This is a genomic window from Segatella copri (assembly GCF_009494835.1).
In the GTDB taxonomy this organism is placed as follows: Bacteria; Bacteroidota; Bacteroidia; order Bacteroidales; family Bacteroidaceae; genus Prevotella; species Prevotella copri_F.
This window is the reverse complement of sequence record NZ_VZBE01000006.1, coordinates 1-24,025: the sequence shown is the minus strand read 5'-3', so window position 1 is coordinate 24,025 and position 24,025 is coordinate 1. Positions and strand designations below refer to the sequence as shown.

At 43.7% G+C, this 24,025-nt stretch carries 18 protein-coding genes, 1 rRNA gene and 1 pseudogene; 4 read left to right on the top strand and 16 right to left on the bottom strand.

The genetic code is table 11. From position 1 onward, the window contains the following. Positions 1-730: 730 nt before the first annotated feature. The gene (locus tag F7D47_RS01110; RefSeq protein WP_153085339.1) at positions 731-2,347 is read right to left on the bottom strand and encodes a DUF6377 domain-containing protein; all 1,617 of its coding nucleotides are present in this window, start codon (positions 2,345-2,347) and stop codon (positions 731-733) included. A gap of 350 nt (positions 2,348-2,697) precedes the next feature. On the opposite strand from F7D47_RS01110, the gene F7D47_RS01105 reads away from it, so the two are divergent. Further along, complete coding sequence (locus F7D47_RS01105) at positions 2,698-4,878, top strand: alpha-galactosidase (protein ID WP_153085340.1); 2,181 nt, start codon at positions 2,698-2,700, stop codon at positions 4,876-4,878. A 107-nt stretch (positions 4,879-4,985) separates the two neighbouring features. Here F7D47_RS01105 and proB read toward each other — a convergent pair. The 13 genes and pseudogenes from proB to argR form a co-directional block, all read right to left on the bottom strand. After that, a pseudogene (gene proB, locus F7D47_RS01100) lies at positions 4,986-5,756 on the bottom strand (glutamate 5-kinase); the annotation flags it as partial. Positions 5,757-5,820: 64 nt separating this feature from the next. Further along, complete coding sequence (locus F7D47_RS01095; RefSeq protein ID WP_153085341.1) at positions 5,821-7,482, bottom strand: AMP-binding protein; 1,662 nt, start codon at positions 7,480-7,482, stop codon at positions 5,821-5,823. 10 nt (positions 7,483-7,492) lie between these two features. Beyond that, positions 7,493-8,047: a helix-turn-helix domain-containing protein gene (locus tag F7D47_RS01090; RefSeq protein ID WP_153085342.1), complete on the bottom strand. Its 555-nt coding sequence runs from the start codon at positions 8,045-8,047 to the stop codon at positions 7,493-7,495. 195 nt (positions 8,048-8,242) lie between these two features. Beyond that, positions 8,243-9,025: a pyrroline-5-carboxylate reductase family protein gene (locus F7D47_RS01085; RefSeq protein ID WP_118139350.1), complete on the bottom strand. Its 783-nt coding sequence runs from the start codon at positions 9,023-9,025 to the stop codon at positions 8,243-8,245. A gap of 124 nt (positions 9,026-9,149) precedes the next feature. Further along, positions 9,150-11,225, bottom strand: coding sequence for an outer membrane beta-barrel protein (locus F7D47_RS01080; protein WP_153085343.1), 2,076 nt, complete (start codon positions 11,223-11,225; stop codon positions 9,150-9,152). Between the two features lie 21 nt (positions 11,226-11,246). Then, complete coding sequence (locus F7D47_RS01075; protein WP_153085344.1) at positions 11,247-12,305, bottom strand: tetratricopeptide repeat protein; 1,059 nt, start codon at positions 12,303-12,305, stop codon at positions 11,247-11,249. Positions 12,306-12,317: 12 nt separating this feature from the next. After that, complete coding sequence (locus F7D47_RS01070) at positions 12,318-12,839, bottom strand: energy transducer TonB (RefSeq protein WP_153085345.1); 522 nt, start codon at positions 12,837-12,839, stop codon at positions 12,318-12,320. A 5-nt stretch (positions 12,840-12,844) separates the two neighbouring features. After that, entirely contained in the window at positions 12,845-13,213 is a 369-nt protein-coding gene (locus tag F7D47_RS01065; protein WP_153084693.1) for a LytTR family DNA-binding domain-containing protein, read from the bottom strand. 344 nt (positions 13,214-13,557) lie between these two features. Then, positions 13,558-14,700, bottom strand: a complete 1,143-nt coding sequence (locus F7D47_RS01060; RefSeq protein WP_153085346.1) for an aspartate aminotransferase family protein — start codon at positions 14,698-14,700, stop codon at positions 13,558-13,560. Positions 14,701-14,809: 109 nt separating this feature from the next. After that, complete coding sequence (gene argC / locus F7D47_RS01055; RefSeq protein WP_153085347.1) at positions 14,810-15,811, bottom strand: N-acetyl-gamma-glutamyl-phosphate reductase; 1,002 nt, start codon at positions 15,809-15,811, stop codon at positions 14,810-14,812. 1 nt (position 15,812) lies between these two features. After that, entirely contained in the window at positions 15,813-17,015 is a 1,203-nt protein-coding gene (locus tag F7D47_RS01050; protein ID WP_153085348.1) for an argininosuccinate synthase, read from the bottom strand. A 75-nt stretch (positions 17,016-17,090) separates the two neighbouring features. Continuing rightward, on the bottom strand, positions 17,091-17,702 hold the full coding sequence (locus F7D47_RS01045) for a GNAT family N-acetyltransferase (RefSeq protein WP_022121132.1): 612 nt from the start codon (positions 17,700-17,702) through the stop codon (positions 17,091-17,093). A gap of 88 nt (positions 17,703-17,790) precedes the next feature. Next, positions 17,791-18,279 carry an arginine repressor gene (argR, locus tag F7D47_RS01040; RefSeq protein WP_006847530.1) on the bottom strand — a complete coding sequence of 163 codons (489 nt, stop codon included), beginning with the start codon at positions 18,277-18,279 and terminating at the stop codon, positions 17,791-17,793. Between the two features lie 332 nt (positions 18,280-18,611). Here argR and F7D47_RS01035 point away from each other — a divergent pair, with 332 nt between their 5' ends. Then, positions 18,612-19,940, top strand: a complete 1,329-nt coding sequence (locus F7D47_RS01035) for an inositol-3-phosphate synthase (RefSeq protein WP_022121135.1) — start codon at positions 18,612-18,614, stop codon at positions 19,938-19,940. 131 nt (positions 19,941-20,071) lie between these two features. Then, positions 20,072-21,091 carry a helix-turn-helix domain-containing protein gene (locus F7D47_RS01030; protein WP_153085349.1) on the top strand — a complete coding sequence of 340 codons (1,020 nt, stop codon included), beginning with the start codon at positions 20,072-20,074 and terminating at the stop codon, positions 21,089-21,091. 284 nt (positions 21,092-21,375) lie between these two features. On the opposite strand, the gene F7D47_RS01025 is transcribed toward F7D47_RS01030, so the two are convergent. Both F7D47_RS01025 and F7D47_RS01020 read right to left on the bottom strand, forming a co-directional pair. After that, a complete protein-coding gene (locus tag F7D47_RS01025; RefSeq protein ID WP_022121137.1) occupies positions 21,376-22,134 on the bottom strand; it encodes a Bax inhibitor-1/YccA family protein in 759 nt (252 codons plus the stop codon). Positions 22,135-22,251: 117 nt separating this feature from the next. Then, positions 22,252-22,401, bottom strand: coding sequence for a transcriptional regulator (locus tag F7D47_RS01020; protein ID WP_022121138.1), 150 nt, complete (start codon positions 22,399-22,401; stop codon positions 22,252-22,254). A 1,360-nt stretch (positions 22,402-23,761) separates the two neighbouring features. Here F7D47_RS01020 and F7D47_RS01015 point away from each other — a divergent pair. Further along, positions 23,762-24,025, top strand: a 16S ribosomal RNA gene (locus F7D47_RS01015); the annotation flags it as partial.

Below are 24,025 nucleotides of genomic sequence, written 5' to 3'. Positions count from 1 at the left end.
ACAACAAGTAACGCCCACGATATAGCGGACGTTCACTATCTGTCGTTTCTAATGCTCTTTTTGAAATTTCCTACGTTCCAATTTGCATGACCGAATAGCAAACGCTAATTTAACCATCAAAAATATGGAAGTCCTCACAATAGTGTGATTCGATTCCAACTGCAAAGATAAGGATAATTCTTGAAATAGCAAAATAAAACCCAGAAATTTAAAGGAAAAATTTTCTTTTTGCCTTGCTTCTGTTCTTTTTAAGTTTGTCTGCACTGCCCTCTTGCTTATCTTTAAATGTCAAAAGATAGTTCTATGAAGAACGTTCCTTATTCTCTTATATATTGTTGATGATGTTGTATCACAAGAGAATTGTATTCGTACGTTTATAGGTGTTGTCACTATAGTCAGCAGATGTGCTGACTGCAGTCGGCAGACCTGCTGACTAGGCTCAGCAGAGCTGCTGAGCCTAGTGGCAAACTCAGAGAAGCAGTATTCTCTTACCCAAGAAACTGTCTCCGCTAACTCAAGAAACTATCTCCGTTAACCCGAGATTCAGTGTCCGTAAGCTTAAGCAACCATATTCTCTTACTAAAGCAACCACATTCTCTTACTAAAGCAACCACATTCTCTTACTAAAGCAACCACATTCTCTGGCTAGTTTAAGCAGTACGATTATTTCTTGCATGTACAAAAGAATATAGTAGAAAGTTGGGGCTGTTCCTCAACTTTCTGCCATTTATTAGCCTATCACATTGCATAGTCGGTTGATGGCTGCATCAAAAGTGGTGAGGTCTTTGGCTCGCTTTCTGATGGCTGCCTTGTAATTATAGATGGTTTGCGTAGAATAGAACAGGAGGGTGGCCAGTTCCTGACCATCCGTAATTCCCAGTCGCATCAGTGCATAGATACGCAGTTCCTTGGTGAGACTGTTAGGGGCAGGGAGAACAATCTGTTTTTCTGGCAATAGCAGTTGGTTGAACTCTTCCACGAAATTCGGATACAAGTCAATGAATGCCTTGTCGAAGCGAATATAGAAGTTGGCTGCCTCTTCTTCTGCCAGCTTGTAGCTGTTGATGGCAGTCAGAAGATCGGCAGTTTGCTTTGCCTTGATTTTGCGGCTTACCAATTTGCGATAATCATCCAGTTTCTTGATATATACGGCACTGATGTCCATAAATAAATGCATATAGGTCTCTCTTCGCTTATTGGTGTTGAGCAGCTTCTGGTTCAGTTCGTCCAAGAGTGTATTTTGGCTTTTTATCTCCCTACGGCTCTTGGCTAGATGCTTGTTCATCTTGAATGCAAAGAAAGCCATGGCAAGGAATCCTAGCGACAGGATACTCACGATGACGAGGGATGCTGTTACGATGCGGTTCTTGCGTACTTCTGCCTGATGGTTCGTTTCTGTGATAAGGGGAAGTATGCGGGAAATCTCTACCATGCGGAGACGGTTGTTGTAGAATTGGGCATCCTCCATGGAGCAATAGATGTATTTGGAAGCCCTCTTTGCATAGGAGGCATCCTTATTATATAGATAGGTGGAAAACTCCTGAAGGGCCAGATTCTCCTTCAGGGGACATATCTGGTCTGAGATGGCTGCTTCTACAATATACTTTTCGTATAAATCCTTTTGGTCGGTATCATAATAATAGCGGGCTATGCAATAAGCCGATGAGGCATACACACGGCTGTTCAGGGGACTGGCAGAAAGTGCCTTCATGTAGAACTGAAGTGTTTTTTTGCTTGTACGCTGCTTAAGATATTCAACCTCTCCTGACAGATAGTAATAAAGAGCGGATTCCTTGTTGCCGATATGCTCAAGAGTCTTGCCTAAATAAAAACGTTTCTTGGCTTCTAATCCTTCTTGAAACTCCGACTTGTTGCAGAAAGTTTCCCAGTAGTTATATACCCAAGTCAAGGTATAATAATAGTATTGCAATAACTTAGGTGACATTTTCTCCACATCCATTGCAAGCATTAAGTCTTCTGCCTGGCTGTAGAAACCGCCTGTTGACAGCACTGCCGCACGATTGATTTTATTCAGGTTGATGAAATAATCATCCTGAAGTTGTGCTGCCAGCTGGTAGCCCTTCTTGGCGTATGTCATGGCAGAGTCGTAACGGTAGGTATAATACTCCCTGTAGATTTGGTTATAGAGACTAAGCTGGCTGCGCTTGTCGGAAGTCATGTGTAGTTGCTTTTTGAGTCTTAGCAGTTTCGCTTCTTTTCTTTGGGTAAACTTGCTTCGCTGAGCGATGAAACTGTCTAAACGATGGAACAGCTGTTCCTCGTTTACGGAAGAAGCATTTGCCATTAATGGCATAAACATCATTAAGAACCACAATACTACTTTCATAACTATTTAATTGTTATTGTTACTATCTTATAGGCTATTAGAGTGCCTTATAATTGTATTTTTCTGCAAAGATACTACATTTATTTCTCTTTTTACCATCTACTCTATTAAAAAGTATTAATATCTTTGATAGCTTGATTATTAGAAGGTTATAGACTTAACAAACCTAATATTTATCTACTCATAACCTACACATGATGCCAATGTCTGAAAAATCTCCTTAACTTTGCAACCGCAATCGAATCGCATTCGGTGGCAAGTGAAATCATGTAAAACTAAGAATAAACAACTGTAAGATTATGAACTTAAGAATCCGTACATTTTCTATGGAACATAAAAACCAAAGAACGATGAAAAAGGTATTTATGATTATCGCAGCGATGTGCATGACATCTATCATGGCATCTGCTCAAAAGACCATCCGAGTGTCAACCGACAAGACCGACCTCGTGATGCAGGTTTCTCCTAAGGGTCGCCTCTACCAAGTGTATCTAGGTGACAAGTTGAAGAATCCTTCAGATTACAATCATCTGAAGTGGGATGTATATGCGGCTTCTGATGGTTCCGTCTGCCAGCGAGGTCATGAGGTTTATGCAACCTCTGGTGCTGAAGATTTCTTCGAGCCGGCAGTGGCAGTGACCCATGCAGATGGTAATATGACTACCTATTTGTATTATCAGTCTTCTGAAGAAAAGGCTATCAGTGGAGGTGTTGAGACCATCATCACGCTTAAGGACAAGGTGTATCCGCTGACCGTGAAGCTCCACTATGCAGCTTATCCTAAGGAGAACATCATCAAGGCGTGGAGCGAAATCTCTCATAAGGAGAAAGCTCCGGTTACACTTTGGAGATATAGCTCAACAATGCTTTATTTCAAGGCAAACAAGTATTTCGTTACCAATTATCATAGCGACTGGGCTAAGGAAGGCCAGCCTGAGACTTGCCAGTTGACTGCCGGTAAGAAAATTGTTGATACCAAGTTGGGTACCCGTGCAGCCATGCAGGAGGAGCCTTTCTTTGAACTGGGATTTGATGAGCCTGCCAAGGAGAATGAGGGCAAGGTGATGCTTGGAACCATCGGATGGCCTGGCAACTTCCGCTTTACCTTCGAGGTAGATAACGTGGGAGCTCTTCGTGTTATTCCTGCCATCAATCCATACGCCTCTAATTATAAACTGAAGGCTGGTGAGACGTTCACTACCCCTGAGTTTATCTTTGCCATGAGCGATAATGGTATCGGTGAGGCTTCCCGTAATTTGCACAATTGGGCTCGTCAGTATCAGGTAAACATGGGTATGGAAGATCGCCTTACGCTCTTGAACAACTGGGAGAATACCGGCTTCGACTTCAACCAGCAGAGTCTTGCTGAGTTGATGAAGGATGCCAAGGACCTGGGTGTAGATATGTTCTTGCTTGATGATGGTTGGTTTGCCAACAAGTATCCTCGCAAGGACGACCATGCAGGTCTCGGCGACTGGGAGACTACCAAGAGCAAGCTGCCTGATGGAATACCTGGATTGGTAAGAGATGCCAAGAAGGCTGGTGTAAAGTTTGGTATTTGGATTGAGCCTGAGATGGTGAATCCTAAGAGTGAACTCTTTGAGAAGCATCCCGACTGGGTCATCATGCAGCCAAAGCGTGATACCTATTATTACCGCAACCAGCTGGTGCTTGATATCAGTAATCCTAAGGTACAGGATTATGTGTTCGGCATCGTGGATCGCATCATGACGGAGAATCCTGATGTGGCTTACTTCAAGTGGGATTGCAACAGTGTGATTACCAACATCTATTCTCCATATCATAAAGAGAATCAGGGTAATTTCTATATCGATCATGTGCGTGGTATCTACAAGGTGCTTACCCGTATTCATAACAAGTATCCTAAGTTGCCGATGATGCTTTGCTCAGGTGGTGGCGGCAGAATGGATTACGAGATGCTTAAGTATTTCACTGAGTTCTGGTGTTCAGACGATACGGATCCATACGAGCGCCTCTACATCCAGTGGAGCCTGTCAAAGTTCTTCCCAGCCAAGACCATGGGTTCGCATGTAACCAATTGGAACAAGAATACCAGTGTGAAGTTCCGCACCGATGTTTGCAGTTCATGTAAGTTGGGCTTTGATATCGACCTCAAGTCGCTTTCTGGTGATGACTACAAGTTTGTGCAGAATGCTGTTAAGAACTACGATAGCATGAAGCCGATGATTCTTGAGGGCGACCAGTATCGCCTGGTTTCTCCTTACGAAGGCAACCACTGTGCCATTAACTATGTAAGTAAGGACAAGCAGCGTGCCGTTCTCTTTGCATACGACTTGCATCCACGCTACAAGGAGCCTGTGATGAATGTGAAGATGCAGGGATTGGATGCCGATAAGGTTTATACCGTAAAGGAGACCAATCTGATGCCTGGCAAGGAATCTGATTTGGAGTGCAATGGCAAGCAGTATAGCGGTGACTATCTGATGAAGGTCGGTTTGAATGTATTCAGCCAGACCGATGGAACGAGCCACGTATTGGTATTGGAATAACGTATCAACTATTCATAATAAAAACGAAAAGCAGCAAAGTCTATAAATAGGCTTGCTGCTTTTTTAGGTTTCTGTATTTCTTATCCCTAATGATTTTACTTGTTTAGCGGTCTTGCCACAAACTCAGTATGAAGGGTCTCCATCGGATGCTCCTTCAGATTGATGAGGATGTTTGGCGTATTGCCGTTGGCGATGATTACCTTGATGCCGGCATTGGCTACGTCGTGAGCGGTCTTTACTTTCGATGTCATGCCGCCTCTGCCGTGACTACTCTTGCTGGCAAGGATGTACTCGCTGATGTCGCGGTCGTAATAAACCGATGGGATGATGCGGGTGGTAGGCTCGCTTGGGTCGCCATTGTAGATGCCATCCACATTACTTAATAGAATCAAGGTGTCGGCATTCATCATCTTGGCAATCAAGCCAGACAACTCATCGTTATCCGTAAACATCAGCTCGGTGATGCACACGGTATCGTTCTCGTTGACGATAGGGAGCACGTTGTTTTCCAGCATCACCTGCATGCAGGCCTCCTGGTTCTTGTACTGCTCCTCGGCACCGAAATTCTCCTTCATGGTCAATACCTGACCAATCTTTATATTGTATTCACGGAAAAGGTTGTAATAGAGACCAACGAGTTTCACCTGTCCGATGGCAGAGAACAGCTGGCGTTGCTCCACGCTGTCCAAATGATGGTCAACATGCAGTTCGGCTCTTCCGGCAGCCACGGCTCCAGAAGATACCAGAATCACCTCATAGTCGTGCTTTCTGAGCCAGACAATCTGATCAACAATCGCCGACATTCTCGTTACATCCAGTTTTCCGTCTTCTCGGGTCAACACGTTGCTGCCCACTTTTACTACGATTCTTTTTCCCATTTTATGCCGATATTTATTTGGAGCAAGGAATCTGTTGCTTCAAATTCCTTGCCCCCTTCAATCATTATTTCTTTTTATTGTCTTTTTCTCGAATCTCTACTCTTCGAATCTTGCCCGAGATGGTCTTTGGCAGTTCATCTACGAATTCGATGATGCGAGGATATTTATAAGGAGCAGTCTCGTGCTTCACATGATCCTGCAGCTTCTTGATGAGGTCTGGACCTGCCATACTCTTGTATTCATCCTTCAGTACGACGGTTGCCTTGACTACCATACCGCGGATTGGGTCTGGCACACCGGTGATGGCGCACTCTACTACGGCAGGATGAGTCATCAGGGCATTCTCTACCTCGAAAGGACCGATACGGTAACCCGAGCTCTTGATAACATCGTCTATTCTTCCCTCAAACCAGAAGTAGCCTTCCTCATCACGCCAGGCCATATCGCCTGTATGATAGAAACCATCATGCCAAACCGATTTGGTCTGCTTCTCATCACGATAGTAATATTTGAAGAGGCCGATAGGCTTGTCGTCGCCGATGCGGATGCAAATCTCGCCCTTTTCACCATCCTCGCATTCTGTCATGTCTGGACGGAGGATGTGAACATCATATTGTGGATTTGGCTTGCCCATGCTTCCTGGCTTTGGCTTGATCCAAGGGAAGGTTCCCAAAGTCATGGTGGTCTCAGTCTGTCCGAAGCCCTCGTAAATCTGAACACCAGTAAGTCTCTGGAAGGTCTCTGCCACGGATGGGTTCATAGCCTCGCCCGCAGTGGTGCAGTATTCAAGACTGCTGAGGTCATACTTGGAGAAATCTTCCTGAATCATGAAGCGGTAGATAGTAGGAGGGGCACAGAAAGAGGTGATATGGTACTTCTCAATCTGGCGCATGATCTTATCCGCCGTAAACTTCTCGTGATCGAAGACGAAGACGGTGGCTCCGGCAAACCATTGTCCGTAGAGCTTGCCCCATACAGCCTTGCCCCAACCGGTATCGGCTACGGTAAGATGGATGGAGTTCTCGTGGAGATTATGCCAATATACACCTGTGGTCAGATGACCGAGCGCATAGAGGTGATCGTGTGCCACCATCTTTGGCTCGCCAGTGGTTCCCGATGTGAAGTACATCAGCAGGGTATCCTCATTAGAGTTTACATGTTCTGGGCGAACAAAAGGAGCACATTCGTTCCATTCCTTCATCCAGTCGTGGAAACCTTCTGGGATATCCGGACCGATACTGATTAAAGTCTTGACAGTAGGACTTTCTGGCATAGCCTGATTAACCTGCTCTACCACGTAATCATCGCCGCAGCAGATGATAGCCTTCACGCTTGCTGCATTGTTGCGGTAAATGATGTCGTGCTTGGTAAGCATGTGGGTAGCAGGGATGGCTACGGCACCCAACTTGTGGAGACCGAGCATGGCGAGCCACCACTGATAGTGACGCTTCAGAATCAGCATCACCTTATCATCGTGACCGATGCCGAGACTCTGGAAGTAAGCAGCAGCCTTGTCGCTCTGCTCCTTCAGGTCCTTGTATGTGAAACGGATTTCTTCTCCACGTTCACTTGCCCAAAGCAGTGCCACGTGGTCTGGTTTAATCTTTGCCCATTCGTCCATCACGTCGTAGGCAAAGTTGAAATCTTCTGGTATGATAAACTCCAGATGCTCCTTGAAGTCTTGCTCTGAAGTGAATTTTGTCTGTTTTAGAAATCTCTCGATCATAGTTACTCTTCTAGATAATTATACAAAGGAACTTGGCTGGCTCATTGTTGAGTGAGCGGAAGCAATGCGACTTTCTACTGTCGAAGTAGATGCTGTCGCCTGGATTCAGCACCATCACCTTTTCTTCGATGGTTACTTCGAGCTGTCCCTCAATCACATAATCATATTCCTGTCCGTCGTGTCCGTTCTTGTTCGGCTTATTGTCGCCTGGCAACGGATCTACCTGTACCATGAACGGATTCACCTTTCTATCCTTGAATCCTACGGCAAGGCTCTGGTATTTATACTGGTTGTTGCGGTCTATCTCCGGTCCCTGTCCCTTGCGGGTAACGTAGTATCCTTTCATGCGAGGTTCCTCTCCGAAGAGCAATACGTCGAGGTCGATGCCGTATCGCTTAGAGATTTTTGACAGGCGATAAACAGAAGGATCCGCCTCACCGGATTCTATCTTGAGGTAATGATCAAGACTGATTTCGCACAGTTCTGCAATTTCCTCGGCAGGAATATTGAGAACCTCGCGGAGACCTTTCAGCCTTTCACCGATTTGTTTGATTGCTTCGTCCATAAAATATTCTTTTTATTGTTTGCTTGATAATACATCGAACAGTTGCTGATGGGCAATTTCGAAATGTAAGCGCAAAGATACGAAAAATATTTAAAACGGCTCAAAAAACTTTCGTTTTTATAACTCTTTGTGCTTATAAAAACGAAAATGCTGCACAAATAAAGTAATCTGTGCAGCATTCATTGTATCATTTTCTTATTTTTTTCCTGCCAATAAACCATTGATCACTGCGCTGGTAAAGCCGCCTTGTTCCATGGTATTCAAGCCCTTGATGGTGCAGCCGCCAGGAGTTGTTACTTTATCAATGGCAGCCTCTGGGTGTTCGCCTGTTTCCTGAAGCAGTTCTACGGCACCCTTGATGGTCTGCAAGACAATCTTCTGGGCATCCTTTGCCTTGAAGCCCATCTCTACGCCGCCTTCTACATTGGCTCTTACATAGCGCATGGCGTAAGCGATGGCACACGACATAGCGGTAGCTGCTGGGAAGAGACGTTCTTCCATGATGAGGCTTTCGCCCAATTCATCGAAGATTTCTGTAATCTGCTGGATTTCTGTAGCAGATGCATCTACAGGAGTGATGAAGGTCATCGACTGCTTATAGGCGATGGCGATGTTTGGCATCACGAGGAAGAAGGTTGGGGTAATACCATCCTTATCCAGCCACTCCTTGATGTTGGCTGATGGCACACCGGCTGCTACCACTACGAGTTTCTGATTCTTGTAGTTGAGTGCATCCTTGATACCCTTCAATGTCTTCTCCACGCACCATGGCTTTACTACCACGCATACGATGTCTGCGCCGTGGCAAGCCAACTGGTTGTCGAGAGTTACGCTGGCTCCTTCGCTTGCGAAGTGATCCAATACTGGTTGGTTATGGTCAGATACCGTAATATCTGATGGAGTGAACTTTTCGCTCTGCAAGAGTCCTTCAGCCATGGCACCGCCCATAGCACCTGCTCCGATAATTGTTATTTTCATTGTCGTCTTATAGTTAAAATGCAATTACGGTGCAAAGATACTACTTTTATCAGAAAAAAGAGCAGTTTGTAGACGATTTTTTAAGAAAGTACGCTTGTTTACTGACGATTTTTTAAGAAATTCGCTAGTTTACTCCCATTCTGGAAGTATCCACGTCCTTGGTTCTCTTTTCCTTGTACTTACCTATCTTATAGATGATGGAGATGGATGCTGATGCCCAATCTTGCTTGATGTTCATGTGGTAGTCTTGATTGCCTTGTACTGATTTTGTAGAGAATCCCTCGTTGAAGATGTTGCTGCCTTTAACCACAATGCTCCATTTATCATTATCGGAAGCCCATCTCAACATAGCAATCAAGAGAAAGACTGATTTGATGTCATAGAGTCCTTGAATGGCTTTCGACTGATAGAATGGGTTAAGTATGAAATGGATGTGATGGTTTCGGCTAAGCTGGGCGGATAGATTTCCGGCAAGAACGGCAGAGATATGTTTGCGATTGAAGGGCAAGTCAAAGAAATCGTTACTCTTGTCATGTCTGTAGATTCCTGTTGCCGAAACACTTCCGTTCATCCAATTGCCTATACCGAAAGTCGTCGATGCTCTAATGCCTATAGTATGATTATAGTCGAAATTGGTCTCCTTCATAATGACTGCCAGGTGGTCGGTAGCCTGATAAGGCAACTGCACAGAATAGTTGGGTTGGAACTCTGCAAATGCCATCAATGTATGGCGACTTTTGATTGTCCACATCAGGTTGGTCTCGTATGTAGAGTAAGGCTTGAGATGAGGATTTCCCCATATCTCCATATAGGTAGAGGCATAGTAAATGCTGCTCATAGTTGACCAATAGCTAGGAAACTGTGAGCTGGAACTGAAGGATAAGTTGAGTATGTTGCCAGGATTGGCTTTCCACGATGCATTAAGTGTGGGATAAATATGCCATTTGTTCCATTGTGGAGAATGGTACTGCTCCGCTTCTACAGAGGCTTCCAAGCTGATTCGCTCGTTTATCTGTTTGCTTATGCCACCATAGAAACTCAAGATTCTTTCTTCGATATTCACCTGGCTGGTTGCATCTGGAATGTCTGCTCCATCCTTGTTGGTCGTGGCTTGGTAGCTTCTGTTGTTGCAGTTTTGGAATTTCATACCATACGACAGTTCCCAACCCTGTTCCAATGAGTGGGATTGGTCTGCTGTGAAAAGCCATTTGTCTATTAGTTGCTTGCTGTTTGTGTATAGAATACGCTCTTCGTCAAGCATCGTTCCTGCTAGATATTGCTGGCTGGGGTTTTGGTAGTTGAGATAGGATATGCCTATTTGTAGTCCAAAGGGCAGATTGTAGCTGACATCTACATTGTGCAGGTAGGTATGCTCATTGCCCTGTTGTTGGGATGTGCCTGTTCCCATCGTTTCATGATGAGGATGGCTGCTGTCCCATTTTCCTGTATATGCCAGGGATAGCTGGTGGTTATCAGCAAATGCATAACTCAGTCCCAAGCGATAGTTGTGAGTCAATCCTGGGGTTTTCTGTGAGGTCTTGTCATGATACGCTACTCGCTTTCCTTGAAGCGGATGATTGGCATAGGTAGTAGTCTCACCGTATGATGTTCCATCTGTAAATGAATACATGGCATCCAGACCGAATTTTCCTTTTTGGAACAGCAGGTTGGCTTTGCCTTTCCCTTCTCCGTATTTGCTTTGGCTCCAGGTGCTTTGTATTTGTCCTGAAAGCAGATTCTTTCCTACATAGTCTTTGGTAATCAGGTTGATGACCATTCCACGAACATGTAAGCGTGCTGGTGCTGCCAACATCACTTCGGCTTTGGCTAATTGTGATGCGGGCATGGCTTTTAATCGTTCTGCCAGTTGTGCGTAATTGAGCGTGGTTGGTTTGCCGTTGATGATGAGAGTCAGTTCCTTTCCTGCATAATTGATGTTGCCGTTTAGTTCGTTTACTCCTGGTATTCGGGTAAGGGCATCATAAGCGTTGTCTGCCGGCATTTTCTCTATGAGTAGTGGCATGTTGTAAACCAACTGTCCTCTTTCTGCCTTGACGATAGGACGTGTCGCCTTGACGAAAACCTCTGGCAGGTTATGCATCATCATCTGGGCGGTAAGCGTGTCTTTTGCCTCTTCGTTTTGAGCGCAAAGGGGCTGGCTCAGCAATAATGCTGAACCTAAGATAAAAATTATTTTCATGTGTTTATGTTTGTTTGATGGTTATTGCTTGAGTTGCTCTTTGGCTTTGGATATGAGTTGCGCTGCCTCTTTTTTATCTTCCAGTCTGTTTGTATTTGCTAAGAACATCTGGAGATACAGTTTCGCTTTCAGCTTGTTTTTGGAAGCGATGAACATTTGGGCGGCATTGTAATAGTTGAGCGGGTCGTCTTCTTCATCGTAAAGGATGCTTAACTCAAAGTCACGTGCTGCGTCTGCATATCGGCTGTGTTGAAAATGTAAGTCGGCTAGCCATTTATAGGTTCGCAAAGCTCTGTCTTTTGGCAAGGAAACCTCTAACGACTGGTTGAAATGAGCCATAGACAATGAATCCATGCAGAAGGATTTCTCTATCAAAGCCAAGTGGAAAAGGCAAGTGGCATTGTCGTTTTTGAACTGAACTGCTTTCTGGTAATGTTTCAGCGCTTTTTCATTGTCCGGCTGGTCCTCATAACAGAGACCAAGGATGAAATTGGATTCGAAATTATCAAATCCTTGCGCTATCAGTTTCTCATACAAGGGTATAGCCTCATCGTATTTGAATTGCATGAATAGGGAATAGGCATATTCCTTGTTGACATATAAGTTCGTGGAATCACATTGAGCAATGTAATTCTTCGCCACTTTTTCTGCTCTGTCTGGTTTGTTCACTCCATTGTAATGTACGGCAAGCGAAGCGATAATTTCACTGTCGTATGGGAATAAGAATGCGATGCGCTCGCCCCAAAGAGAAACCTTGTCATTGTTGTTCTGATTGAGATACGCATAATAGAACATTCGCATGTCTTCGTGGTTGATGCTATCTGATGGAATCTTGTTTAGGCAAGAAATGCAGGCGGTGTAGTTGCCTACTTTTCGATAGCAGGAAGCCAGTTTCCTGCGTGCTCCCAGGTGAGACGGATTCGTTTCCAAATACTTTTGGTAGTATTGGGTTGCATGAAACACATCATATCTACTCAAACAGCTATCTCCTTGTTGAAGTAGATTAGTTGTGGTCTCGTTGGCCTTGCCATTCATTGCCATACATAGCCATAATATAAGGATCAATCTAAACTGTTTCATAGTTTTGGCTGATTATTTCTTTCTTACTTCGGGAGTGAAAACGACAGGCAAGGTAAACTCCATGTTTACTTCCTCGCCATCAGAGAGTCGGGCAGGCTTCCAATGAGGGCTTCTCTTGAGAAGTTCAATCACAGTCTGCTCGTAGGCTTTTTCTTTTGGAGCTTCGAGAACTTTAAACAATCCCAATGTTCCATCCTTTTGAATGGTGAAGTTGATGACGACTCGCGCAGGCTTGTCTTCCAATCCTTTAGGATATTGGATGTTTGTCATCACCCATCTTAGGAAATCGTTGATGTCGCCATTGCCGTTGAAGATTGGCATCTGACCACCTTCCGGTAAAACAGCTATCGTCTTTAACACATGAGGTTGTGATACGCTTTGCGGTTTGAACATAAGGACGATGGTTATACCTATTATTGCTATCACGCAAGCGGCTATCCCAAATACCTTTTTATATATATGGGATTTTGTGTATCTTGTTTCCTGTGCTTTGCCCAAGAAATAAGTTTCTTCCTGATTGTTTTTTTCTTTCATACCTTTTACGATTTTATGGAGTTGTCTAAAAGTGCTTTTAATTGTTTGAGTGGTTCCTTGCTGACGTGCAGAGTGAATTTCTCGCAAAACCGTTCGTTGTACAAAATTAGTTCTGAAGTGTTGAGGTTGATGCTGAAAATGTGCTGACTATTAATAATGTAGTTTCTGCCAACACGAGCGAAGAAGTGTGCCGTTTGGTCAAGTTGCTCTACTATTTTCTTCTCAAAGACCACAAGGTTGAACGAGAAGGTGTATTCATCGCCGTTGGTGAGTCGGAGATTGCAATAGCTTCCTTCCGAACAGACGTATGCTATCTGTTCGGAAGCCACTCTGAGCAAAAAGTTGGCATTTGATATGATGAGATATTCTTCCATACTGATAAGTTTGGTGCAAAGGTAAGCAAAATATTTAAAAAGTATGGCTGGAGGTAGCGTGTTTTTTGTGAACCAGTGGACTTGTTTTGTGAAAAATATGAAGTCAAACTCCAGATATGACTATCTATTAAGGTGGTCAACTAAAATCGTTAAACCACAGTTAGTAATCTAGCAAGGAAAAAACAAAAAAGCAGCAAACCGCAAAGGGCTTGCTGCTCACGATAGGAGTGTTTCCTATTTCTTTTATGGGTTGTATAAATATATGGCTGAAGAGCTGTTGTATTGGCTTTCCCTTTGGCCGCCGAACTTTGTTTCTTCACTCTTCACTCTTCGTTCTTCACTTTCTATACTTCCTTCAATACGGCTTCCAATCTTCCGATGAAGTCATCCACATTTTCCTTGGTCAATACCAATGGAGGGAGGATACGAAGGATGTTGGTGCCGGCGCAACCGGTGAAGCAATGCTGCTCGTGGATGAGCTTGCTACGAACTTCCTTGTGAGGAATATCGAGTACGGCACCTACCATCAAGCCACGGCCACGAACTTCTGTGATGTGACTGTTGCGCTTCTGCAACTCCTTCAGCTGGGCGATGAGATATTCACCAACCTCATGCGCATTCTGTACCAGGTTCTCCTTCTCAAATACATCGAGAACGGCGAGAGCGGCAGTACATGCCAGATGGTTGCCACCGAAGGTAGTACCCAGCTGACCATATACAGGAGTAAACTCTGGAGAAATCAACACGCCACCCATAGGGAAACCATTACCGATACCCTTGGCAACGGTGATGAGATCTGGCTTGATGCCCAACCACTGGTGTGCAAAGAACTTACCGCTTCTACCATAACCGCACTGGATTTCATCGCAGATCAGGAAAGTGCCGTATTTCTTGCAGGCTGCCTGCAAACCCTGAGCAAACTCAGGAGTTACCATGTTGCAACCACCTACGCCCTGAATAGCTTCGATGATACAAGCACATACATCGCCCTTGGCAAGTTCCTTCTCCCAAGCCTCCAAATCGTTGATGGGAAGATAGGTTACGTGACCATTATCATTGATTGGAGCGATGATCTTAGGATTATTTGTTACCTCTACGGCAAGAGATGTTCTGCCGTGGAAAGCCTTCTCTATAGAAAGCACGCGGGTTCTTCCGTTGGTGAATGAAGCCAGCTTCAAGGCGTTCTCGTTTGCCTCGGCACCAGAGTTGATGAGGAAGAACTGATAATCTTCATAACCGCTAATCTTGCCCAGACGCTCAGCGAGTTTCACCTGCAACTTGTTGATGACAGAGTTGGAATAGAAACCCAGATTGTTCAACTGGTTGGTGAGCATCTCCACATAGTGAGGATGGCAATGACCGATGCTGATAACGGCATGACCGCCATAAAGGTCGAGATATTCCTGACCCTTGTCGTCCCATACCTTGCAGCCCTTACCTTTTACAATATTAATATCGAAAAGAGGATATACGTCGTAAAGTTTCATGTTAAATCTATGTTTTAAGAAAGACAACTCATAGAGTTATCTTATTACAAACTATTTTTTATGATAGAAGAACGAATGATTTTTCATCCGTTCTTCCGAATTCTTTTATCTAAAATGCTGATGGCTTGAGTTTCAAACCTGCTGTCTGGTCGAGACCAAACATGATGTTCATGTTCTGAACAGCCTGACCTACGGCACCCTTCAAGAGATTGTCAATGCAGGAAGTGATGAGGAGCTTATCGCCATACTTATCCACATGAACCAGGCACTTGTTGGTATTCACCACCTGCTTCAGGTCGATTGCCTTATCCACATAGTGAGTAAACTTGGCATCCTTGTAGAACTCCTTGTAACCTGCCACGATTTCCTCGATAGGCTTGTCGGTCTTCACAACTTCTGTAGCGAAAATACCGCGGGCGAAGTCGCCACGGTAAGGGATGAAGTCGATGGCTGCATCGAGATAACCCTGTGTCTGTTTCAGACTCTGACGAATCTCTGGCACGTGCTGATGGTTGAATGCCTTGTAGATGCTCATGTTGTTGTTGCGCCATGAGAAATGGGTAGTGGCACCTGGCTTCTGACCAGCACCGGTGCTGCCGGTAATGGCGTTGACGGATACATCGCTGTTGATGAGGCCCATCTTAGCAGCAGGCAACAAACCAAGTTGAATGCAGGTTGCAAAACAACCTGGATTTGCCACGTGCTGAGCTACGGCTATTTTTGATTCATTTATTTCTGGAAGACCATATACAAAATCGTGAGCGGCTGGGGTTGGCTGCTGGGTAGCAACCACAGTCTCTGGGGCAAGACGGAAGTCCTGTGCCAGGTCGATAATCTTCACGTTCTCCGGAACATTGTGCTCCTTCAGGAACGCCTCGCTCTTGCCATGACCGAAGCAGAAGAAGATAACATCCACCTGGTCGAAAGGCTTCTCGGCGGTAAACTTCAAGTCGGTCTCGCCATACAATCCCTCGTGAACCTCAGCCACCAGGTTGCCGGCGTTACTCTCGCTGTTGGCGAATACAATCTCTGCCTCAGGATGGTTGATAAGGAGGCGAATCAACTCACCTCCTGTATAACCAGCTGCTCCTAAAATACCTACTTTTACCATATTATCTTTCCTCGTTAGGGTGCATACCATAATAAACACGGAGTGGGGTAGAACTTACCTTGATGAAGCCCTTCGCATCCTCGGCTGTCCAACCGTGCTGCATCTCGCCATACTCACCGAGCTTAGACTTTGTCAAATCGTCTGGTGAATCGACGCCAACAGTCTGGAAGCTAAATGGACGAAGCTTCAAGATGGCAGTACCGTTTACGTTGCGCTGAGAAGAAGTCAGCATCGCTTCGATATCCGGCATTACTGGCTCCAGGTACTGGCTCTCGTGGAGGAACATTCCGTACCAGTTGCCTACCTGGTCCTTCCAATACTGCTGCCACTTGCTCAATGTGCTCTTCTCCAACAGACGGTGTGCCTCGATGATGAGCTTAGGAGCTGCAGCCTCGAAACCTACACGACCCTTGATACCGATGATGGTGTCACCCACGTTGCAGTCGCGACCGATAGAGTAAGATGCACCAATCTCCTCAATCTTCTGGATGGCTGCAATCTTATCATCAAACTTCTCGCCGTTGACAGCCACGATCTCACCCTTCTCGAAGGTAATCTTCAGTTCAGCCTCTTCTTCCTTGGCAGTAACGTGCTTCAGGTAAGCCTCCTCTGGGAGACCCTGGGTTGGGTCGAGAATCTCACCGCCGCAGATACTGGTTCCCCAGATACCTACGTTATAAGAATACTTCAATTTGGTGAAGTCTGCAAAGAAGCCGTGCTCGTTCAGGTAATCAACCTCCTCCTTACGAGAAAGCGCCTTATCACGAGTCAATGTGATGATCTCTACACCAGGAGCCATTACCAGGAAGGTCATGTCGAAACGAATCTGGTCGTTGCCGGCACCTGTACTTCCGTGAGCGATGGCATCAGCACCAATCTCCTTGGCGTAACGAGCGATGGCGATAGCCTGGAAGATACGCTCAGAAGATACTGAAATAGGGTAGCAGTTGTTGCGGAGCACATTACCGAAAATCATGTATTTCAATGATTTCTCGTAATACTCGTGGGTAACGTCGAGAGTGACGTATGCCTTGGCACCCAACTTATATGCGTTCTCCTCGTTGGTCTTCAACTGCTCGGCAGAGAAACCACCTGTGTTAGCGCATGCTGCATAAACATCCCAGCCATCCTGGGTCAACTTCATTACTGTGTATGATGTATCGAGACCGCCGCTGAAAGCGACTACAACTTTTTTATTTGCCATTTTATTTTATGTTTAATATGGATGAATAATATTTAGATGGCATTCTTGCCAACACCTTAAATTATATGTAAGGATTTAAATTTCTGCAGATGGACCGTCAATCTTGCGGATTCTCTCAATTACCTCCTGAGGAAGCTTGATAGGCAGATGCTCCTCCGGGTCGAAGAGCATGGCGGTGCAGATGCAGTATTTGCGGTTGGTACGATGGAGGACATCCACGTTGATGCAACCCTCGCAACCACGCCAGAATGACTCATCATCGGTCAGGTCGGCGAAAGTAACAGGAAGATAACCCAGCTGGGTGTTCATCTTCATGACAGCCGAACCGGATGTCAAAGAGAAAATCTTGGCATGAGGCCATCGCTGTCGGGCAAGCGTAAAGGTAAGGTTCTTGATACGCTTAGCCAGTCCCATACCACGGAAGTCTGGGTGAACGATCAAACCTGATGTGGTAACATAGTGCTTGTTGCCCCATGTTTCGATGTAGCTGAAACCTGCGAACTTTTCGCCCTGGAGAGCGATGACCGCCTTGGCTTCGCGCATTTTGGTGGCAACATACTCTGGTGAACGCTTGGCGATACCAGAACCACGCTTCTTTGCAGCTTCTGCAATTGTAGTCAGAATGGTGTCGATGTACTTGATGTGACTTTCGTCAGCCACCATTACTTTAACTTCTGCTTCTTCCATTTTTTCTCTTCTATCTTAAAATGTTTTTGTTTTAATATTCTTTCTTATATATAATAAGGTGTATGTTTTGCATAAAAATGCAACTACCTTATACATATTTATGGTGAACGTCTGGAATTACCTCTGCTAGTGCATTGATGATTTCCTCTTCTGTTGTCCCTTTCTTCTTTACCAGAAAGATCGTGTCGTCACCGGCGATGGTTCCAAGAATTTGAGAAATATCACTATTGTCTATGTTATATGCAATGCTGCTTGCATATCCCGGACGGGTTTTGATCACGACCATGTTCCCGGAGAAGTTGATAGACTGGAATCCGGTATTCACCATCATCTTGCTCACTGGAATATGATTTGAAACTCTCTTATATAATGTATCATTGGGCAGGACATACGCATATTTTCCACTCGAAGATGCTGCCTTTGCTACTTTGAGCAGTTTTAAGTCACGGCTCAATGTAGCTTGCGTAATCTTAAAGCCTTCTTTGTGAAGAGCCTCCAAAAGTTGGTCTTGCGAACTCAACTCCTGACTTGATATAAGCATCTTCAAAGTTTCCAATCTGCTATTCTTTGCCTTCATATGCTGTATTTTTATTCGTTTAACGGCTGCAAAATTACAATATATTTTGCAAATAACCAAATAAAATGAAAGAAAAATGCATAAAATAACATTATTTTGTCTTTCGTTATGCATAAACATAGAATAAATATGCATGTATTACCTTCTTTCATACAAATATTCTACACTTGGCTTTTGATGCAGAATAGCCTTTTTTATCCATTTTTAGCTAATTATTGTAAATTATTGAAAGAAAGTCTACGGAAACCGCATCGGTTCAATAAGTTTTTGTTATCTTTGCAGACACAATTCTTAGATTATAATCAACTTAATATAAAATAAACCTTTAGAAGATGGAAAAAATGAATGTTAAACCAGCAGAAGGTAAGCTGGGAATCTTGGTTGTTGGTTGTGGCGCAGTAGCTACTACCTTCATGACCGGTGTTTTCATGACTCGTAAGGGACTTGCGAAGCCAGTAGGTTCAATGACTCAGTACGACAAGATTCGTGTCGGCAAGGGTGCAGACAAGAAATATTTGCACTATAAGGACATCGTTCCACTTGCAGACCTTAATGATATCGTATTCGGTACTTGGGATGTTTATCCGCAGAATGCTTATCAGGCAGCTATGTATGCTGAGGTATTGAAGGAGAAAGATATCAATCCTGTACGCGAGGAGTTGGAGAAGGTAGTACCAATGAAGGCTGCTTTCGACAAGAACTATGCAAAGCGTCTTGATGGCGATAATGTGAAGGATTGCAAGACCCGCTGGGAGATGGTAGAGGCTCTTCGTCAGGATATCCGCGACTTCAAGGAGAAGAACGGTTGTGCCCGTATCGTTGTTATCTGGGCAGCATCTACCGAAATCTACGTTCCTGTAGATATGAAGATTCATGGTACATTGGCTGCACTTGAGGCAGCAATGAAGGCTGACGACCGCCAGCATGTAGCTCCATCCATGTGCTACGCTTATGCTGCTTTGACAGAGGGTGCTCCTTTCATCATGGGTGCTCCTAATACAACTGTTGATATTCCTGCTATGTGGGAACTCGCAGAGAAGACCAAGATGCCTATCGCCGGTAAGGACTTCAAGACAGGCCAGACTCTTGTCAAGAGTGGCTTCGCTCCTATCATCGGTACCCGTTGTCTCGGCTTGAATGGCTGGTTCTCTACCAATATTCTCGGCAACCGTGATGGTCTCGTTCTCGATGAACCTGCTAATTTCCATACCAAGGAGGTAAGTAAACTCTCTACTCTTGAGACAATCCTGAAACCAGAAGCTCAGCCAGATCTCTATGGTCATGGTAACGATGAAGATACCCAGTACTATCATAAGGTACGTATCAACTATTATCCACCTCGCAACGATAACAAGGAGGGTTGGGATAATATCGATATCTTCGGCTGGATGGGTTACCCAATGCAGATTAAGATTAACTTCCTCTGCCGTGACTCAATCCTTGCTGCTCCATTGCTGCTCGACCTTACATTGTTGAGCGATCTTGCAGCTCGTGCAGGCCGTTTCGGAATCCAGCGTTTCTTGAGTTTCTTCCTCAAGGCACCTATGCACGATTATACTAAGGGTGAAGAGCCTGTAAACCATCTCTACCAGCAGTATACGATGCTGAAGAATGCTATCCGTGAGATGGGAGGTTACGAGGCCGATGAGGAAATCGACTAATTAGGTTATTTCATTTAATATTACACCTTATTATATATAAGGCATTAAATTTATATCATGGCACACCTTTGGAATGTTAGAATATCTCTCCATAGGTGTGCCTTTTTTGTTTATTTATATAGAAAGTAGACATGGATTCGGTAACGAGTTTTATTTATGGTATGAGCATGATGTTCTTCTCCATGATGGCTTTCCTGTTTTGGAGAAAAGGAAAGGAGATGCTCTTTCGGATGATTATGTGGCTCATGATTGTGGTCGACCTGCAGTTGGTAAAGGACCTGGTTTTCTTTCTGATTTATGGTTTTGACAACGAGCATGCGTGGTATCTTACGTCTTCGTTGGATATGATGATTATTCCGTTCTACAGCTTTGTGTTGATGGAACTGGTGAAGCCGGGCTGGTTCAGATGGGTGAAAGCTTTGATGCTGGAATTGCCTTTCCTCTTGTTGCCGGTGTTCTATATTTTTACCCATAATATCATCTGGTTTTATGTGCTTTCTGCCTGGGGAGCCATTTATGGATTCTCTACCTTTATATTGCTTTTCTTTATGATTCGGAGGTATCACCGCCAGCTGAAAGAGCGCTTTTCTTATCAGGAAAATATTAATCTGAATTGGCTTCTTGCCATTCTCAATACCTTCTTCCTGATTCTGTTTTTATGGACGCTGAGCTGTTTCGTTATTAATGTGGATTACGACAATATCTATATGGTAAGCTCTCTGATACTCTGGATACTGATAGATTATTTTGTTTATAGGCATGAGTCAGTGATAGAAGAGTTGAGCGATATTGAAATTGTACCGTTAGAGCAGAACGAAGTAGATGTTTCGGGGATGGCTGCTGAGGTGCAGCGGTTGTTCGAGGAAGATAGAATCTATCTCAATCCGAAACTGAAATTGTCTGATGTGGCGCTGGCTGTAGGTACGAACCGTACTTATCTGAGTCGCTATTTTAACCGGCAGAATGGGCAGACGTTTTATGATTATGTGAATTCTTATCGTATACAGTATGCAGAGAACTTGTTGAAGTCAACGAACTTTCCTTTGCCGGAAATCGCCATCAAATCGGGATTTAATTCTATTTCTACGTTCAGAAGAGTATTTTTTGCCTCTTTTGGTTGCTCTCCTAATAAATATAGGGTAAATGCGTAAGTTGTTGAAGTTTAGGTAGTTTCTAAAAATCAGTGGAACACTGAAAAATGTCAAAAGACACTTTTTGTCCATTTGAAACTTATTTTTGCTATTTTGAAACCATAGTTCTCAATTTTTTTTCTATCTTTGCACCATAGAACTTTTTGAAGAGAATATAACTCTAGCATTTACTTTTTCTAGGAATTAAAAAATAAAGGTTGGCCAACCCGTTGAGGGCAAGCCAACCTTTCTCGTTATGTATGTTATTCTTTGTTTTTTTACTTTATTCCCGGTTCCCGTTTTCATTATTCCTTGTTGCTGCCTCCGAAGATGCGGAGCAAGTAGAGGAAGAGATTGATAAAATCGAGATACAGAGTCAAGGCTCCGATGAGTGCCAGTTTCTGTGCGCCCTCGCTCATGTCGTATTGTGTCTGGAGCATCTGCTTGATCTTCTGACTGTCCCAAGCGGTCAAGCCAACGAAGATGGCTACACCTGCGTAACTCAAAATGTAATCAAACCCAGAACTCTTCAAGAACATGTTTACTACGGTAGCGATAATCAGGCCTATCAGCGCCATGAAGAGTATTTTTCCTAAAGAGGTCAAATCCTTCTTGGTAGTGTAACCATAGAAAGCCATCGCTCCGAATGTGCCGGCTGTAATAAAAAATACCTTGGCAATACTGGTCATCGTATATACTACGAATACGGATGAAAGCATGGCACCATTCAAAACCGAGTAGACGATGAAGAGTAGGGTGGCCGTAGTCAGGGAGAGTCTCTGTAGGGCACCGGTAATGATGAATACCAGGGCGAGCTCTGCGATAATCAAACCAAAGAGCAAGCCGCGGCTTGTCATCAAGGTCATCAGCAGGGTAGGACTGCTAGCCACACCATAGGCAGTAACGCCCGTAATCAGGAGAGCTAAGGTCATCCATGTATACACTTTGCGCATCAAAGCAGAGAAAACACCGCTTATACCTCGCTCTTTCTCATTAACAGCAAAGCCATTGCTCTGCTGGTTGTTCTGACTATTTATCAGATTGTACATTTCCTTTTCTGTCATAATTCTATTTTCTTTTGTTATTTATGGTCTATTGAATAATATAATAAGCGCAAAGATAATGCCAATTATTGAAACGAACGATAATCTCTGCGCTTTATTAACATTTATTCCGTAATTTTACGTCATTCTCAGACCCTTTATCAGGATATGATAGTTGCCGCTAGGAATGATGGTGATGTTTGACTTCATGTCAGTCTCCTTGCGGTTGAAACTGATCTGCCATTGCCATCTTAATCTCTTATCTTCTCTTTTTTCTACCTGTCTCATACGCTATTCGTTTTATTTCGAGTGCAAAGATACGTCTTTTCCGTTTTCTACCTATGCGATTTGTGCGATTTGCGTGGATTCGGGAAATAAAGTGCGAAAAATATCATGGAATCATTCTGGAGAATATCTCCGAAGGATAAGAACATAACTCCGAAAGATAGCAGAATATCTCCGAAGGATAAGAAAATATCTCCGAAGGATAGCAGAATATCTCCGAAGGATAAACCCAGAAGACAAATGTAGGTAATCCGATGATGAAGATATGGAAGCTGGGTTGTGGCAACGAGGTGAAGGGTGAAGGGTGAAGGGTATATTTTAAATCTTATATTATATTCTTTTTTTAGGGTTTTTCCGATTTTTGACCCTAGGGTACTTTTTTGATTTTACCCTTTTTTCCTTTACCCACGCGTACATATATAAAATAGAGTTTTCAAACCTTCACCCTTCACCTTTTTATTTAACATTTTGAGTGTCAAATAGTTACGGGTGAAGGGTGGTGAAGGGTGTTTTCCGTGTTTTATAAACATATTTTAAGAATTCTCTCCGTTTTTACATATTTTAAGCGTTTGTTTTCGATTCCGAAATGGGTATCTTTTTTAGAGAGTCCTCTTTTTTTTTATGATTTCTTTCTGCAGAAACTCCTAGAATCCCAGTCTAATCGGTATCCCTGATGTATAATCCGTTAAAATATTATCAGCGAAATAAAGTTAATGGCTATGGATAAGCGTAAACTTCTAAAATATAAGTTATCTTAAAAACATTATAACCTTTTAATGTATTGTCAGCGAAATAAAGTTAATGGCTACGGATGAGCGTCAATTTTTAAATATAAATTAACTGAATTTTCGCATGTGGTTCAAGAACTTTTCAGGGCGTATGGGACAAAACTTGCGAAACTTGAGCAAATTAACTGAAAAAGCATTATAACCTTAATAGTATTGTGCGCTTGTGTATACGCCTGATTGCGTGCACTGGCGAGCGCATATATATAATAATGTAAACAGCTAAAATCTCTTGTGTAAAGTCTTTATAGATGTTAAAAACTGACTAAAAAGGCAACTTTTTTGCGAAAAGATTTGGTGGAATGAAAAATAGTTAGTACTTTTGCACTCGCTTTTGAGAAATACACTTTCTCTTAGCGATTAAAGAAAGAGTTCTTTGAAAGATTTTACATAAACAGACAAGTAGTACAAGAAGCGGTTAACTTCTTAGAAATAAGAAAGTTGACTGGGTAAAAGAAACGAACCGTCAAGCAATTGACAAGTCAGGTTTACTAAGCTTCAATAAACGAAAAGGATATTCGTCCTAAGTACAGACAACAAACAAACCAAGCCGCAAGGCTAGGTAAAAATGATATTTTACAATGGAGAGTTTGATCCTGGCTCAGGATGAACGCTAGCTACAGGCTTAACACATGCAAGTCGAGGGGAAACGACATCGAAAGCTTGCTTTTGATGGGCGTCGACCGGCGCACGGGTGAGTAACGCGTATCCAACCTGCCCACCACTTGGGGATAACCTTGCGAAAGTAAGACTAATACCCAATGATATCTCTAGAAGACATCTGAAAGAGATTAAAGATTTATCGGTGATGGATGGGGATGCGTCTGATTAGCTTGTTGGCG

Excerpts from the sequence above, each read along its gene's own strand:
- F7D47_RS01110 (WP_153085339.1), bottom strand. The coding sequence starts at position 2,347 with ATGAAAGTAGTATTGTGGTTCTTAATGATGTTTATGCCATTAATGGCA.
- F7D47_RS01105 (WP_153085340.1), top strand. The coding sequence starts at position 2,698 with ATGAAAAAGGTATTTATGATTATCGCAGCGATGTGCATGACATCTATC.
- F7D47_RS01095 (WP_153085341.1), bottom strand. The coding sequence starts at position 7,482 with ATGATCGAGAGATTTCTAAAACAGACAAAATTCACTTCAGAGCAAGAC.
- F7D47_RS01090 (WP_153085342.1), bottom strand. The coding sequence starts at position 8,047 with ATGGACGAAGCAATCAAACAAATCGGTGAAAGGCTGAAAGGTCTCCGC.
- F7D47_RS01085 (WP_118139350.1), bottom strand. The coding sequence starts at position 9,025 with ATGAAAATAACAATTATCGGAGCAGGTGCTATGGGCGGTGCCATGGCT.
- F7D47_RS01080 (WP_153085343.1), bottom strand. The coding sequence starts at position 11,225 with ATGAAAATAATTTTTATCTTAGGTTCAGCATTATTGCTGAGCCAGCCC.
- F7D47_RS01075 (WP_153085344.1), bottom strand. The coding sequence starts at position 12,305 with ATGAAACAGTTTAGATTGATCCTTATATTATGGCTATGTATGGCAATG.
- F7D47_RS01070 (WP_153085345.1), bottom strand. The coding sequence starts at position 12,839 with ATGAAAGAAAAAAACAATCAGGAAGAAACTTATTTCTTGGGCAAAGCA.
- F7D47_RS01065 (WP_153084693.1), bottom strand. The coding sequence starts at position 13,213 with ATGGAAGAATATCTCATCATATCAAATGCCAACTTTTTGCTCAGAGTG.
- F7D47_RS01060 (WP_153085346.1), bottom strand. The coding sequence starts at position 14,700 with ATGAAACTTTACGACGTATATCCTCTTTTCGATATTAATATTGTAAAA.
- argC (WP_153085347.1), bottom strand. The coding sequence starts at position 15,811 with ATGGTAAAAGTAGGTATTTTAGGAGCAGCTGGTTATACAGGAGGTGAG.
- F7D47_RS01050 (WP_153085348.1), bottom strand. The coding sequence starts at position 17,015 with ATGGCAAATAAAAAAGTTGTAGTCGCTTTCAGCGGCGGTCTCGATACA.
- F7D47_RS01045 (WP_022121132.1), bottom strand. The coding sequence starts at position 17,702 with ATGGAAGAAGCAGAAGTTAAAGTAATGGTGGCTGACGAAAGTCACATC.
- argR (WP_006847530.1), bottom strand. The coding sequence starts at position 18,279 with ATGAAGGCAAAGAATAGCAGATTGGAAACTTTGAAGATGCTTATATCA.
- F7D47_RS01035 (WP_022121135.1), top strand. The coding sequence starts at position 18,612 with ATGGAAAAAATGAATGTTAAACCAGCAGAAGGTAAGCTGGGAATCTTG.
- F7D47_RS01030 (WP_153085349.1), top strand. The coding sequence starts at position 20,072 with ATGGATTCGGTAACGAGTTTTATTTATGGTATGAGCATGATGTTCTTC.
- F7D47_RS01025 (WP_022121137.1), bottom strand. The coding sequence starts at position 22,134 with ATGACAGAAAAGGAAATGTACAATCTGATAAATAGTCAGAACAACCAG.
- F7D47_RS01020 (WP_022121138.1), bottom strand. The coding sequence starts at position 22,401 with ATGAGACAGGTAGAAAAAAGAGAAGATAAGAGATTAAGATGGCAATGG.